This window comes from Clostridium niameyense (assembly GCF_001243045.1).
Taxonomy (GTDB): domain Bacteria; phylum Bacillota; class Clostridia; order Clostridiales; family Clostridiaceae; genus Clostridium_F; species Clostridium_F niameyense.
The window spans coordinates 1,248,433-1,263,249 of record NZ_LN849007.1; the positions used below are offsets into that span (position 1 = coordinate 1,248,433).

Annotated in this window: 13 protein-coding genes and 1 riboswitch; of the genes, 12 read left to right on the forward strand and 1 reads right to left on the reverse strand. The window is 27.0% G+C overall.

Annotated elements, in window-relative coordinates; all coding sequences use genetic code 11:
* Positions 1-9 precede the first annotated feature (9 nt).
* The 12 genes from BN1711_RS06920 to BN1711_RS06975 all read left to right on the forward strand — a co-directional run bounded on the left by BN1711_RS06920 (position 10) and on the right by BN1711_RS06975 (position 12,513).
* On the forward strand, positions 10-987 hold the full coding sequence (locus tag BN1711_RS06920) for a diaminopimelate dehydrogenase (protein WP_050607438.1): 978 nt from the start codon (positions 10-12) through the stop codon (positions 985-987).
* Positions 988-1,122: 135 nt separating this feature from the next.
* Positions 1,123-2,082, forward strand: coding sequence for a tRNA dihydrouridine synthase (locus BN1711_RS06925; protein WP_050607439.1), 960 nt, complete (start codon positions 1,123-1,125; stop codon positions 2,080-2,082).
* A 152-nt stretch (positions 2,083-2,234) separates the two neighbouring features.
* Positions 2,235-2,870: a hypothetical protein gene (locus BN1711_RS06930; RefSeq protein WP_050607440.1), complete on the forward strand. Its 636-nt coding sequence runs from the start codon at positions 2,235-2,237 to the stop codon at positions 2,868-2,870.
* A gap of 390 nt (positions 2,871-3,260) precedes the next feature.
* Positions 3,261-4,724 (forward strand): methyl-accepting chemotaxis protein, encoded by a 1,464-nt coding sequence (locus BN1711_RS06935; RefSeq protein WP_050607441.1) that lies wholly within the window; start codon positions 3,261-3,263, stop codon positions 4,722-4,724.
* A 99-nt stretch (positions 4,725-4,823) separates the two neighbouring features.
* Positions 4,824-5,147 (forward strand): DUF1904 family protein, encoded by a 324-nt coding sequence (locus tag BN1711_RS06940; protein ID WP_050607442.1) that lies wholly within the window; start codon positions 4,824-4,826, stop codon positions 5,145-5,147.
* 107 nt (positions 5,148-5,254) lie between these two features.
* Positions 5,255-5,884 carry a C39 family peptidase gene (locus tag BN1711_RS06945; protein WP_050607443.1) on the forward strand — a complete coding sequence of 210 codons (630 nt, stop codon included), beginning with the start codon at positions 5,255-5,257 and terminating at the stop codon, positions 5,882-5,884.
* Positions 5,838-6,032, forward strand: a complete 195-nt coding sequence (locus BN1711_RS06950; RefSeq protein WP_129582138.1) for a hypothetical protein — start codon at positions 5,838-5,840, stop codon at positions 6,030-6,032. Before BN1711_RS06945 ends, BN1711_RS06950 begins: the two co-directional genes overlap by 47 nt.
* 156 nt (positions 6,033-6,188) lie before the next feature.
* A riboswitch (SAM riboswitch) is annotated at positions 6,189-6,294 on the forward strand.
* Positions 6,295-6,416: 122 nt separating this feature from the next.
* Positions 6,417-7,844, forward strand: coding sequence for a YfcC family protein (locus BN1711_RS06955; RefSeq protein ID WP_050607445.1), 1,428 nt, complete (start codon positions 6,417-6,419; stop codon positions 7,842-7,844).
* A gap of 26 nt (positions 7,845-7,870) precedes the next feature.
* Positions 7,871-9,031, forward strand: a complete 1,161-nt coding sequence (locus tag BN1711_RS06960) for an amidohydrolase (RefSeq protein WP_050607446.1) — start codon at positions 7,871-7,873, stop codon at positions 9,029-9,031.
* Positions 9,032-9,206: 175 nt separating this feature from the next.
* A complete protein-coding gene (locus BN1711_RS06965; protein ID WP_050607447.1) occupies positions 9,207-10,076 on the forward strand; it encodes a radical SAM protein in 870 nt (289 codons plus the stop codon).
* Positions 10,077-10,278: 202 nt separating this feature from the next.
* Positions 10,279-11,529 (forward strand): cytochrome c biogenesis protein/redoxin, encoded by a 1,251-nt coding sequence (locus BN1711_RS06970; protein WP_050607448.1) that lies wholly within the window; start codon positions 10,279-10,281, stop codon positions 11,527-11,529.
* Positions 11,530-11,550: 21 nt separating this feature from the next.
* Positions 11,551-12,513, forward strand: a complete 963-nt coding sequence (locus tag BN1711_RS06975; RefSeq protein WP_050607449.1) for a ribonuclease Z — start codon at positions 11,551-11,553, stop codon at positions 12,511-12,513.
* A gap of 119 nt (positions 12,514-12,632) precedes the next feature.
* On the opposite strand, the gene BN1711_RS06980 is transcribed toward BN1711_RS06975, so the two are convergent.
* The gene (locus BN1711_RS06980) at positions 12,633-14,801 is read right to left on the reverse strand and encodes a YhgE/Pip domain-containing protein (RefSeq protein WP_050607450.1); all 2,169 of its coding nucleotides are present in this window, start codon (positions 14,799-14,801) and stop codon (positions 12,633-12,635) included.
* Positions 14,802-14,817: the final 16 nt, after the last annotated feature.

Here is a 14,817-nt window from a genome sequence, read left to right on the forward strand (position 1 = left end):
GGGAAAAAAATGAATAATAAAATTAGAATAGGTATTGTAGGATACGGAAATCTTGGAAAAGGTGTAGAATTAGCTTTAGCACAAAATCCAGATTTTCATTTAGAAGCCATTTTTACAAGGAGAAATCCTGATAAATTAAAATCCAACTCAAAAATGCTACATATTTCAGAAATTGTAAATTATAAAGGAAAAATTGATGTTATGATTCTTTGCGGTGGTTCAGCTACTGATCTACCACAACAAACACCCGAAATTGCACAGATGTTTAATACAGTAGATAGTTTTGATACTCATGCTAAGATACCAGAATACTTTAATAAATTAGATAAAGTAACAAAAAATTCTCGTACTATTGGACTTATATCAGTTGGTTGGGATCCAGGACTATTTTCATTAAATCGTCTTTTAGGTCAGGCAGTACTTCCAAATGGAAAAGATTATACTTTCTGGGGTACAGGTGTAAGTCAAGGACATTCAGATGCTATTAGAAGGGTAGACGGTGTTAAAGATGGAGTTCAATATACAGTTCCTGTTGAAAGTGCTATTGATATGGTGCGTACAGGAAAAAATGTAGAGCTTTCAACTAAAGAAAAACATGAAAGAGTTTGCTATGTCGTACCGGAAGTTGCTGCAGATTTAGATGATATTGAAAATAAAATTAAATTTATGCCAAATTATTTTGATGAATACAATACTACAGTAAATTTCATAGCTGAGGAAGAGTTAAATGCAAATCATAAAGGTATGCCTCATGGTGGATTTGTTATTCGTACAGGAGTTACTGGAGAAGATACAAACCAAAGAATGGAATTTAGTTTAAAACTTGATAGTAATCCACAGTTTACTGCCAGTGTGCTAGTAGCTTATGCAAGAGCCGTTTATAGATTACATAAAGAGGGTCAAACAGGAGCACGTACAGTACTGGACATTCCATTTAGTTATTTATCTCCAAAATCAGGAGCAGAATTAAGAAAAGAGTTATTATAAACAGAAACTTTTATTTTTTAATTGCCTAAGGTTTGTATCTACAGACTTTAGGTAGTTTTTATATTAATTAATATTAAGTAGCCTAAAAAAGAAGGCTATTTAATATTTTTATTATAGTTATAAAGGAGTTATTGAATGAAGTATTATTTAGCACCAATGGAAGGAATTACAGGATACATATATAGGAACTCTTATGAAAAATTTTTTGGTAATATTGATAAATATTTTACACCTTTTATTGTAACAAATAAAAATATAAATTTTAAACCTAAAGAATTAAGAGATGTGCTACCGGAAAACAATATAGGGATGAATATAGTTCCTCAAATACTTACCAATGATTCAGAAGGTTTTATTAGCACTTCTAGGAAATTACAACAATTAGGTTATAATGAGGTTAATTTAAATTTAGGATGTCCTGCTGGGACAGTGGTTTCAAAATATAGAGGATCGGGATTTCTAGCAAAACAAGGGGAACTTGATAGATTTTTAGATGAAATATTCAAAATAGATAATATTAAAATATCTATAAAAACTAGAATAGGAAAAGATAGAGCTGAAGAATTTTATAAATTAATAAAAATTTATAATAAATACCCTCTACAAGAATTAATTATTCATCCAAGAACTCGAGAGGATTTTTACGGAAATAAACCTAATTTAGAAGTTTTTAAAGATGCCTTATCTTTAAGCATAAATCCAGTATGTTATAATGGGGATATTTTTAATGCTGATGATTATAAGAAGTTAACAAAAGCTTTTCCAAAATTAAAAACAGTAATGATAGGAAGAGGAATAGTAGCTAATCCAGGTCTAGTTAATAAGATTAAAAATAATACTAATATAGATAAAAAGATATTAAAAGATTTTCATGATGAGATTTTAAATAAATATATAGAATTATTTAAAGAAGATAAAAATGCACTATTTAAAATGAAAGAGCTATGGGGCTATATGATTAACATGTTTTCAGATAATAAAAAATATGCTAAAAAAATAAAGAAGTCGCAAAAGTTAAGAGATTATAATGCAGTTGTCTTAAGTCTATTTAGGAATCAGGAAATCATAGAAAAAGCTGGATTATTCAATAATTAATCCATGTCTAGCGAATTTATTACAGATTTCATATCATATAAAAAATTTAAAATATAAACTGGTGTTGTGTTCGTCTGATAAATTTTTATTTAACATTAAAGCAGTAAGTAATTTTGAACGAAAATAATATTATTAAGAAAGAAGGTGTTTATATGAGTATTAATAATATTACGAGAAATTATGGTGGATATTTCAATGATTTATCAATGAGAAATCCTGAAACTAAAAATATAAGTTCATCAAAAGATAGCCCTAGAAAAACTTTAGAAATTAAAGACCAAATAGATATTTCTACATCAAGAACAAATTTTTCAATGACAAATAGTGTTGGTGGAATAACTATAGATAAAGGAACTGCTGCACACACAACTTTATATGTTGATAAAGCCTCATTTAATCAAATAGTAAACTATACTAGTAATAACCCGGAATGTCAGTGGGAAGAATTAGGCATAGATGATGAAAAAAGATGGGTTGTTGTTAATGGGCAACGTTTTGAATGTCCACTGAGCAAAGAGGAAAAGGAAGCTAGAAAAAAACTTAGAAAAACACTTATTGAAATATTAACTGAATCTGAAAAAGAAATGGAAAAACGTAAATCAAAATCAAAAAAACAAGAACCTATTAAACTAAGTATTGATGGAAACAATAACATTAACTTAAATGGTGATGAAAGTTTAAAATCAAATAATAAGGTTAAAAATCTTCAGAAAAATACTAAGGTAATGACTATGCTAAAGGATATTATGAAAATTAATGGTGGACAAGGTATTAACTTATATCTATAATATATTTACTGTAATTTTAATAATGACTAAAAATTCAATATAAATCACTAAAAGACTATGAAGAATTTTAAAATAATTGAAAACTTCACAGTCTTTTTCCTTTAAGAAGGTATATAGTTTTTCAAATAATGTAGATATACCAAAAATATTAAGAAAAATATGTATTTTATATTTTATGTTTTTATTATATAATCGGTGAAATATAAAGATTTTTAATTTTTAGACGAAATTTACTCAAAAGATTTATTTAGTTATATATAGAAGGATTTAATAAATTTTGATAAAATAGAAAGCATAATAGTTTTGTATAATTTATTGAAATTATTAAAATATAAATAAATTATTTTAATTAAGTATAGAAAAACGAAGTTGAATAGGAGATTATATAACATGTTTGGTAAAAATACAAAATGTCATGAAGTTTCATATATTATTGATTATGTACAAGCTTATCTAAGAGGAGAAAAACGAGAAAAACCAACTTTACAAATGGATATTCATAAATATATTTTTGATTTGTTTAACAAAATTTTAGAAAATGAATCAATGAATAATGCACTCCTTTTAAAATTGGTAAATGAATTATCACTTCTTAGTGATTTCGATATAAATATGTCTTTTATTTCTAAAGAATTAAAAAAGGCAGCTGAACAATTAGCAGAATCTAGTGAATCAAATATGGCAGTAGTTGAGCAAACTACTGCAAATGTAAGTGAAGTAAGCGAAGCTATTACTAATAATACAAATGATCTAAACAACTTAGTTGAAAGGTCTAATACTTCAATTAAAATGAATGATGATAATAAAAATCAATTAGCAGAAATTAATAAAATAAAAGAAATTGTAATTAATCATGCGGAAATAATGTCTAAAAAGATAAGTATATTAAAAGAACTATCTTTAAAGGTTGATGAAATCGTTGAAGGTGTAAGTACTATTGCAGATCAAACGAATCTTATTGCGTTAAATGCCAATATTGAAGCAGCCCGTGCAGGAGAACATGGACGAGGTTTTTCTGTAGTTGCAGATGAAATCCGTAAATTAGCTGAAAATACAAAGCTTAAACTTAGTGATATGCAAAACTTTACTAGCCATATTAGAAATGCAGCAAATGAAGGATTAAATAGTGTTAATAATACTATAGCATCTATGTCAGATATGAGTAAAAAAATTGAAAATGTTAATGTATTATTTGAAAAAAGTGCAGATAATCTTGAAGGTATTGTAGGTGGGGTTACCAATTTGGCTGGAAGAATGGAAGAGATAAATGCATCTTCACAAGAAATAGCTTCAGCTATAAATGTTGTTGCAAATGAATCAGAGAAAATTAGTGAAATGACTAAAGTAGTATCAGATAGTTCAGAACAAGCTTATTACTATGCCAATAATCTTGGTAAAATAGATAATAGACTTTCAGAAGTACAAAAAGAATTAATTGGAGTTTTAAATAATGGCACAAAGCCAGTTTCAAATGAAGAATTCTTAAATATATTACAAGATGCTATAAATGGACATAAAGAGTGGATGAAAAAACTTCAACAAATTGTGGAAGATAATAAGGCAATACCTATTCAATATGATGGAATGAAGTGCAAATTTGGACATTTTTATAATTCTTTAGATGTTTATAATCCAAAAATTAAAAATGAGTGGCAAGAAATTAATGAGCCACACTTACTTTTACATAGTAAAGCTCATAATATAATAGATGCAATAGAAAAAAATAGATTTGAAGATGTTCATAGTATATTTAATGAGGCAACGGAATTGTCTAGTGAAATAATATCTAAATTAGGCATAATCTCAGAAAAAGTAAAATCCATGGATGAGGATGTTTTTGGATTCAGACTATAAATATTATTTTTAAATCCATTTTAAATAATAGGGTGGACAGAACCTTATAAAATATGATAAAAATAATTAATAAAGATTTTGTCTAGGAGGAATGATATTATGCCAATGATAAAAGTTAGAGGAATATCAAAAGAAGAAGTTATAAAAGAAAGTAGTAAATTAATTGATTTACTAGTAGAAATAATAGAATGTCCTAGAGATTATTTCTCAATAGAATTAATAAATAATACATTTATAATGGATGGAGAAGTTACAGATGCACCTTCTATAATTGAAGTGGAATGGTTTGATAGAGGTCAAGAAGTTCAAGATAAAGTTGCAAAGACTATAACTGAATATTTTAAAAAGGATAGAGAATGTTTAGATGTAGTGTTTAAATCCCTAGAATGTAAAAACTACTACGAAAACGGAAAGCATTTTTAACATATAAAAAAACGTGCCTATTAGGTACGTTTTATTGAATTTACCTTATTATTCTAGTATCATAAAAGATATGGAACATAACATAGCTTAAAGGAGATATAAAAACTATGAAAAAACCTACTTCAAAAGTAATTAAAATATTTCTTATATGTTTACTAGGTCTTTCTCTTATATTTATAAAGGGACTTTATTTTAAAAAATACTCTAGGGGACATGATAAAATTCCTTACTATAGTCAAAGGGATATACGATGGTCAAAAGAATTGTATGGAAAAAAAGGTACTATAAAAAAATCTGGTTGTGGACCAACCTCTTTAGCTATGGTTATATCAGGACTAACTGGTAGAGAGGATATAAACCCTAAAGTTATTGCAGATTGGTCCTTTAAGCACGGTTATAGGGCGGAGGGAAAAGGATCTTATTGGTCATTAATGACCAATGGTGGACAGGCTTTTGAACTAAGAGTTGAACAAGTTAGTCGAAAAGAAAAAAATAAAATATTAAAGGCTTTAAAAAATGGAAAAATAATAATTGTAAGTGTAGATAAAGGAAAAATTGCAAAAGGAGGACACTTTATAGTTCTTAGAGGTATAACTAGGGATGATAGAATACTAATGTATGATCCTAATAGTGTTTTAAATTCTAATATAGCTTGGAATGTGGATACTATTCTTAATGAAAGCTCTAAAAATGCGGGAGAAAAAGGAAGCCCATTTTGGGTATTTAGCAAAAAATAAAATAGTTTTAATTATTGCATATCCAATGATAACTGTTGAAAATGATGATAAAATTGTACTATTAGCTAACGAATATGTATCTGATAGGGGTAAATCTAAAAAGCTTATGAAAAAGAATGAATTATATAAACATATTGTTAATATATAAACTGAAATTAGGATTGATACTTAAAGTCTATTTAAAATATGAATAATATTATGAAATAAATCAATACCTTTTTTCAAATTTATATTTAAATTTGAAAAAAGGTATTGATTTATTAAAAATAATCTTGTATAATTATAAAAAATAAAATATTGATAACACTTATCAAGAGTGGTGGAGGGACTGGCCCTATGAAACCCGGCAACCTATATATTAAAAATATATTGGTGCTAATTCCTGCAACTTTAAAGTTGGAAGATAAGGGGATAAATTAGAATGCATTTACGCTAGAGTTTATTCTCTAGCGTTTTTATTTTTATACTAGTATGAAACAATAATAAGTAATATTTATTCACATTAATAATTACTTTAATGGAGGAATTAATTATGGAAAAAAATGATGTTATAGAAAATTCAATAAAAAAACCTTGGTATAAATGTTTTCCTCATGCTTTATTTCTTTTATTTTTGGTTATAGTGTTTTGTGGAGCATTATCTTACATAATACCTGCAGGACAATTTGACAGAATAAAAGTAGCAGGAAAAACTATTGTAAAAGCAAATAGCTTTCATTATGTAAAAAGCAGTTATGTTAGCATTTTTGATATATTTAGAGCGATTCCAAATGGTATGGTTAATGCTAGTAATATTATGTTTTTGATTCTTTTAGTGGGAGGTTCTATTGAAATCTTTTCAAAAACTGGAGCTATAAATGCAGGTCTTATAACATTAATAAGAAAACTAGGAGATAAAGGAGAAATTATTGTTATAGTATCCTTTACAGTATTCTTTGCTTTACTTGGAGGATTTTTAGGATGGATAGAAGCAGCCTTTCCTTTTGTTCCATTAGCCATGGCAGTTATATGTGGTATGGGATATGATACTTTAGTGGGAGTATCTGTTTGTACTCTTGGAATGATTTTAGGTTTTACTGCAGGACCTACTAGTGTTTATTCTGTAGGAATTGCTCAATCAATTGCAGAACTTCCTTTGTTTTCAGGAATAGGATTTAGAATAGTAATATTTATAACTTTAATAACTATTAGTGTAGTACATATTTATAAATACGCTAAAAAAATAAAGAGAAATCCTTCTCTTAGTATTATGAAAGATATAGATACTAGTGATTTAAATTATAATTTGAATACTAATGAAGATATAGAATTTACTTTAACCCATAAATTAGTTTTACTGATTTTATGTTTAACATTCATAGTTACAATAATAGGAATGACAAAATTTAAATGGAATATGAATGATATGTCTGCAACCTTTGTAATTGGAAGCATTATAGCTGGAATAATTTCAAAAATGACACCAAATAAAATAGCTGAAAATTTTTCAGTTGGTTTTCAAAATATTGCCTTTGGAGCATTAATTGTTGGAGTTGCAAGAGGGGTTCAATGGATTTTACTAAAGGGAAATATAGTGGACACTATAATTTACTCAACTTCTCTACCACTATCAAAATTACCAAAATGTATTTGTGTTATAGGAATGTTTATAGTGCAGGCTTTTATAAACTTTTTTATACCTTCTGGTAGTGGGCAAGCAATAGTAACAATGCCTTTAATGGTTCCTCTTAGTGATTTACTTGGAATAACAAGACAAACTGCTATTTTAGCTTTTCAATTAGGTGATGGTTTCTCAAATATAATTTGGTTTACTTATGGAGGACTTATGTTTTTATTAGCTTCAGGAAAAATTCCTTATAATCGTTGGTTAAAATTTATATGGCCAGTTATTTGGAAAGTATTTTTAGCGTCTAGTATATTTTTAATTATTGCAGTAAACATAAACTATGGACCATTTTAAAGAAGAAATTAATTGGAGGAGTACAAATGGACGTAAGAGCTTTATCAAAGAAAAATAAAGATTATGTAATAAAATTAAGAAGAGAATTTCATAAATATCCCGAAATTGCCTTTAAAGAATTTAAAACATCAAAACTTATAAAAGATGAACTTTCAAAATTAAATATAGAATATAAAACTGTTATAGATACAGGAATTATAGCAAATATTAAAGGAAGAAAACCTGGAAAAACTCTTTGTTTAAGGGCAGATATTGATGGTCTTGCTATTAAAGAAGAAAGTAATTTAGATTTTAAATCTCAAAATGAGGGGTTTATGCATGCTTGTGGACACGATTGTCATATTGCAATGCTAATAGGTGCTTGTAAGATACTAAATGAAAATAGAAATAATTTTAATGGTAATATAAAAATATTATTTCAACCAGCAGAAGAAATAGGTGCTGGAGCAAGAAAGGTAATTAAAGAAGGAGTACTAGATAATGTAGATGGTGTATTTGGAATTCATATTTGGAGCCAGATGGAATCAGGCTCTGTATGTGTAGAAGAAGGTGCTAAATGGGCTTCTGCTGATGTATTTACTATAAATGTTACAGGAATAGGTGGACATGGTTCTGCTCCTCATGAAGGAGTAGATACAATTGTTGCAGCATCTGCTATAGTATTAAATCTTCAATCTATCTCTAGTAGAGAAATAAGTCCCTTAGAACCCGTAGTTGTAAGTATTGGTTACATACAAGGTGGTTCACAGTATAATGCCATTTCAGATAATGTTATATTAAAAGGAACTACAAGATGCTTTAATCCTGAAATTAAAGAAAGGTTTGCCTCTATCATTGAAAGGATATCAAAAGATACTGCTAAAGCCTATAGAGCTGAGGCAGAAGTTGAATATATAAAAAGTCCTCCTGTCCTTATAAATGATAAAAAGTGTTCTAAAATAGCAGAAGAATCCTGCGAAAAAATAGGACTCAAAACTATAAGTTTTCCTAAAATACTAGCAGGAGAAGATGTAGCAGAGTATATGAGAATAGTTCCTGGAGCATTTGCAACTTTAGGAGCTTTAAATAAAGAAAAAGGTTGTGTTTACCCTCATCATCATCCTAAATTTAAAATAGATGAGGATGTCCTAGAATTAGGCGTTTCACTTCATATTCAATATGCACTGAATTTTTTAAAACAATACTAATTTTATAAGTTTTTTAATTTTACAATATAGATTTTTTAATGAAATAATATTAAAAAACGTTATACAAAATAAAATCCTCAATTAAATATTTAGGATTTTATTTGTATAAATTTAATATAATTACTATAATATGAGTGACTGTATTAATTATAATTTTAATAAAGGAGAGCATATTATGAGATATGAAGGAATGATATATAGACCTCCTAGCGAAGCAAATAGTTTAATTTTACAAGTTACTATAGGATGTTATCACAATAAATGCACTTTTTGCTCTATGTACAAAAACGAAAAATTTAGAATAAGAGACTTAAAGGAAATATTTGAAGACTTGGAGAAAAGTAAACTTTATTATGGCAAAGTTAAAAAAGTATTTTTAGCAGATGGTGACGCCCTTTGTCTACCAACAGAAACTTTAAAAAAAATATTATTAAAGATAAAAGAGGTTCATCCTTATTGCAATAGAATAGGTATATATGCTACTGCGAAGGATGTACTAAAAAAATCAGAAGAAGAACTTAAAGAGCTTAATAGTTTAGGATTGGGTATAGTTTATATGGGACTTGAAACTGGGAGTGCTGAAATCTTAGAAGATATAAATAAAGGAGTTACTGTAGAAGAATATATACAATCTTCTAAAAGATTAAAACCTACAGGAATAAAATTATCTATAACTATAATATCTGGATTAGGTGGAAAAGAAAAATGGGAAAAGCACGCTATAGAAACAGGAAAAGTAGTATCTTTAATGGATCCAGCATATGTAGGTTTATTAACGCTTCTTTTAGATTCTAATAGTGAAATTACAAAGCAAGTAGAAAAAGGTGAAATTATCTTATTAAAACCCAAAGAAATCATGCAAGAGACAAAATTAATGCTAGAAAACATGAATGTAACTAATTGTGTATTTAGAAGTAATCATGCATCTAACTACGTAGCATTAGGGGGTACACTACCTTATGACAAGGAAGATTTAATATATACCTTGGACACTATTTTGAAAGAAAGATTTCGTTATAAAAAAGATAAATATAGGAGTTTATAAATAACTATATAATGTATTGTTTTCCATTTTTTAGATGGTTATATATATTTCAATTGTTAATCTAATACTAGGAGAATGAAAAAACTCCTAGTATTATTTTATAGTTCAAATATTGTTTGTTTTTTATAGATTAAATTTTTGTTGATTAAATGATTTTATTATGATACATTTTATTAAATATATTTAAAAAGGAGTAAATAAAATGTTAAATGAAATTATGTCTACAAATCATATAAGTTTTTTCTTAGTTTTTTTAGAAGGGATTTTATCCTTTTTTTCTCCTTGTGTTATACCTCTTTTGCCAATATATATAAGTTATTTAGCCGGTAATGCTAAAGAGAAAAGTTCTGATGGTAAGATAATTTATAAAAGAAAAAAAATATTTTTACATACAATGTTTTTTATTTTAGGAATTTCTTTTGCTTTTTTTATTTTAGGTTTATCCTTCTCCACATTAGGAAGTTTTTTAGGTAATAATAGGGTATTATTTACTCGATTAGGTGGGGTTATTATAGTTATATTAGGATTAGTTCAACTTGGAGTTTTAAAGTTTAATTTTTTAAGTGGAGAACATAAGCTACGTCTAAACTTTGACTATGATAATATGAATCCAATTATGGCCTTTATTATGGGATTTACTTTTAGTTTTGCATGGACACCTTGTGTAGGACCTGCATTGTCCTCTGTACTTATTTTAGCTTCTAGTGCTAAAAGTGCTTTAATAGGTAATTTATTAGTTATAGTTTATGCAATTGGATTTTTAATACCATTTTTGTTGTTAGGATTATTTACTTCTCAGGTCTTAAACTTTTTAAAAACTAAACGTAATTTTCTTAAATATACTATTAAAGCTGGGGGAATAATTCTTATAATTATTGGAGTAATGACATTCACAGGTTTAGGTAATAATATTACTGGATATTTAAATTCAGATAATAATAAAAATGCTAAGAGCTCTGAAATCAATAATGAAAAAGAAACTCCAAATAAAGAAGATAAAAATAGCGACGTAATGCCTGTCGAAGATTTTAAACTTAAAGATCAATATGGTAAGGAACATAAGTTATCGGATTATAAAGGAAAAATAGTATTTTTAAACTTTTGGGCCACTTGGTGCCCTCCATGTCGCTCTGAAATGCCTCATATACAAGAATTATACAAAGAATATAATGAAAATAAAGGAAATGTTATTATTTTAGGCATTGCAAATCCAGGAGGACAAGAAAAAGATATAGCTGGAATAAAAGAATTTTTAAATAAGAATAAGTACTCTTTTCCAGTAGTTTTCGATGAATCAGGAGAGGTTTTTGGTGAATATGGAATTAGTTCATTTCCAACTACTTATATGATTGATAAAGAGGGAAATGTATTTGGATATGTAACTGGAGCGTTAACTAAAGATATGATGAAAAATATTATAAATCAAACTTTAGAAGGAAAAAGAAAAAATTAATTAAAAAGAGGGTAATGAAATATGGTAGATGTTTGTTTTTTAGGCACAGGTGGTTCTTTGCCTATGCCTAATAGATTTTTATCATCATCACTATTAAGTTTTTTGGGAAGAAAGATATTAATAGATGTAGGTGAAGGAACACAAGTTGCTATAAGGAGTGTAAAATCTGGATTTAAATCTATAGATATTATTTGTATTACTCATTGCCATGGAGATCATGTTATAGGTTTATCTGGATTACTGTCTACTATAGGTAATAGTGATAGAACAGAGCCCTTAACCATAATAGGACCTAAAGGGATTAAAGATGTAGTTTCGGGACTGAATATTATAAATCCATATTTGCCTTATAAATTAAACATTATAGAAAACCCTGAAAAAGTATTTTTGAAAATTACTAAAGATAATTCTGTTGTAGTTCACAATGAGAATATCTCTAATATAGTCATTTCTACAATTGAATTAGAACATTCCACAAGTTGTATAGGATATAGTTTTTATTATAAAAGACTTCCTAAATTTGATGTTAAAAAAGCCTTAGAAAATAACGTTCCTAAAATTTTGTGGAATAAACTTCAAAGGGGAGAAGTTGTAGAATTTGAAGGAAACCCTTATGCACCTTATATGGTTTTGGGAGAAGAAAGAGAAGGTATAAAGATATCTTATATAACAGATACGAGACCTATTGAAAGCATAAAATCTTTTATAAAACATAGCAGTTTATTTATTTGTGAAGGAACTTATGGAAGCTATGAATATATGGAAAAAGCTTTAAAAAATAAACATATGACCTTTGAAGAAGCAGCAAATCTTGCAAAAGAATCTAATGTAGATAAATTGATATTAACTCATTTTAGCCCATCAATGGTAGAGCCTAAAGATTTTGTAAAAAATGCTACGGATATTTTTGAAAATTCTTATATAGCTCATGATGGTATGAACACAACCTTAAATTATATTTTAGAATTTAATAATCATGAGTAAAAATTAATTACAGTTTAAAATATACTAATTATTTATAACATAATAAAATATAAAAAATTTATACTCTAAAATAAAACACCTGCTCTATTTTTATAAAGATAGAGCAGGTGTTTTACTAATTAAAGTCCTGATTCCTTAAATTCATGTTCCATAAATTCATTTAGTTTATGAAGAGGTTTCTTTAATAAACCTAATAATAAAAATACAATACAAAATGTAAGTAGGGCATAAACGTTTTTCATAACATCACCCCAAATAGGTCCTGCTATAGCTTCTCTAAATCCATTAATGGCATATGTAAATGGCCATAGGGGATGTAGAAGTCCAAAAATCTTAGGATTGGTTTGTATTGGATAAATACCTGCGGAGCCAGCTATCTGAAATACCATAATTACAACTGCAATAGCCTTACCTACATTGCCAATTAATGAAACCAAAGTAAATATCATAATAGTAAAAGTAAGTGATGTTAATAGGGAGATTCCTATTAACAGTGGCATATTCTCAGGATTAACACCTAATATTACTTTATCACCTATAGTTACTATTAATGTTTGAATACAAGATAAAAATAAAAATAATAACATTTTTCCAAAGTGTCTTTGAATAAAGTTTAATTTTTCTCCATCTACATATTCTTCAGATTCTACTGATAGTAAAGCACAGGCTAGAAGTACTCCAACCCATATACCTAATACTGAGTAAAAAGGTGTTAAGGCAACTCCAAATATATTTGTAGCGTATATTTCTTCCTCTTTAACTTCTATAGGTGAAGAAATAAAATTAGATACCATATTAGGATTTTTCTTTAATATATTTATTATATTATCTAAATTTTTACCATTTAGGTTTTTTGTTTTCTCTCTAAGTTTGTCTAATTGCTTTTGAAATTCATCTAATTTAGTTGATAATTTTTTAGTTTCTCCAGAAGTTAAATTAGCATTTGTTGATACATAAGTATTAAGTGCTGAAAGTTCTGGTACTATAACTTTACTAGATTCTAATATAGAATTAGTTACTTGTATACTTTCATTTAAATTATTAGAAATATTATTTATTATTGGAAGTAGGGTAGAATATAAATTTCCATATGCATTATTTATTTTATTAGATGTATCACTATTTGTATTTGAAATTTCATCTATAAGTTTATTTATATTTTCCTTATTATCTTTTGAATTCCCATTATTTATTAAAGTATTCATCCTATTTATTTCAGATTTTTCTTTAATTAATAGAGTTTGTAGTCCTTTAGCTAATTGTATAGCTTTGTTTATAGCTTCATTAGGTTTTTCTTTGTTTAATAAAGCTAAATCCTTTATATAAATATCAATTTTATTATTTAATAAATCTATATTTGTATTCACTTCATTTAAAACTTTAGTCTTATCTATTGAGGACATATAATTGTTATTTAGGTTTTTTACATTTGTCATTAATAAATTAATTTGATTATTAATATTTTTTATATCATTTATGTCATTTTTCAGGTTATTACCTAAATTATTTATGCTATCTTTTGTAGCTAAAATTAAAGTTTTATTATTGCTAATGTTAGCTTGTAAATTATTTATTTCATTGGTTATTTTAGGTAGATTATTTGTACTATCGTTTAAAAATGTTGATAAACTTTTAGAAGTTGAATTTGCATTATTAATATGAGCTTTTATTTTATCTAAATTGTTATTAGACGCATCTAAGGAATCCTTTAATTGAACTATTTCTGGTTTATTTATTTGCAATTTAACACCTAATTGATTTAAAAAATTAAAGGACTCTTTATTAACTGTAGCAATAAAATTAGTTTTAATTTCTTTTGTTATCTTATCTTTTGCAACATTAGTTATTTTGGTAGCAATAGCATTTAATTTTTCGTTAGCTTTATAAACTATATTGGGTTTAACAGGAGTTGTTGTTGTTAAACTTACAAGTTTATTAGAAAAATTATGGGGAATTTCTATTAGGGCATAATACTTTCCTTCATTTAATCCATAGTTACCTTGCCAACTATCTACAAATTGCCACTTAATAGACTTATTCTTTTTTAGTCCGTTTACAATGTTTTCTCCAACATTAATTTCTTTTCCTTTAAAATTTGTTCCTTCATCGTTATTTATAACCGCTACAGGTAGATTTCCCGTATTAGCATAAGGATCCCAACATGCTTTTATGTTAACCCAAGCATAAAGGGAAGGAAGCACACATAATCCTAAAAAGATTATAATTGCTGCCCAATTTTTAAATATATTTTTTAAATCTTTTATAAAAACTTCAAAAACTTTTTTCATAATTGCACCTTTCCTA

What these genes read in the sequence shown, in the direction of transcription:
- BN1711_RS06920 (WP_050607438.1), top strand. Translation starts at nt 10, where the DNA reads ATGAATAATAAAATTAGAATAGGTATTGTAGGATACGGAAATCTTGGA.
- BN1711_RS06925 (WP_050607439.1), top strand. Translation starts at nt 1,123, where the DNA reads ATGAAGTATTATTTAGCACCAATGGAAGGAATTACAGGATACATATAT.
- BN1711_RS06930 (WP_050607440.1), top strand. Translation starts at nt 2,235, where the DNA reads ATGAGTATTAATAATATTACGAGAAATTATGGTGGATATTTCAATGAT.
- BN1711_RS06935 (WP_050607441.1), top strand. Translation starts at nt 3,261, where the DNA reads ATGTTTGGTAAAAATACAAAATGTCATGAAGTTTCATATATTATTGAT.
- BN1711_RS06940 (WP_050607442.1), top strand. Translation starts at nt 4,824, where the DNA reads ATGCCAATGATAAAAGTTAGAGGAATATCAAAAGAAGAAGTTATAAAA.
- BN1711_RS06945 (WP_050607443.1), top strand. Translation starts at nt 5,255, where the DNA reads ATGAAAAAACCTACTTCAAAAGTAATTAAAATATTTCTTATATGTTTA.
- BN1711_RS06950 (WP_129582138.1), top strand. Translation starts at nt 5,838, where the DNA reads ATGCGGGAGAAAAAGGAAGCCCATTTTGGGTATTTAGCAAAAAATAAA.
- BN1711_RS06955 (WP_050607445.1), top strand. Translation starts at nt 6,417, where the DNA reads ATGGAAAAAAATGATGTTATAGAAAATTCAATAAAAAAACCTTGGTAT.
- BN1711_RS06960 (WP_050607446.1), top strand. Translation starts at nt 7,871, where the DNA reads ATGGACGTAAGAGCTTTATCAAAGAAAAATAAAGATTATGTAATAAAA.
- BN1711_RS06965 (WP_050607447.1), top strand. Translation starts at nt 9,207, where the DNA reads ATGAGATATGAAGGAATGATATATAGACCTCCTAGCGAAGCAAATAGT.
- BN1711_RS06970 (WP_050607448.1), top strand. Translation starts at nt 10,279, where the DNA reads ATGTTAAATGAAATTATGTCTACAAATCATATAAGTTTTTTCTTAGTT.
- BN1711_RS06975 (WP_050607449.1), top strand. Translation starts at nt 11,551, where the DNA reads ATGGTAGATGTTTGTTTTTTAGGCACAGGTGGTTCTTTGCCTATGCCT.
- BN1711_RS06980 (WP_050607450.1), bottom strand. Translation starts at nt 14,801, where the DNA reads ATGAAAAAAGTTTTTGAAGTTTTTATAAAAGATTTAAAAAATATATTT.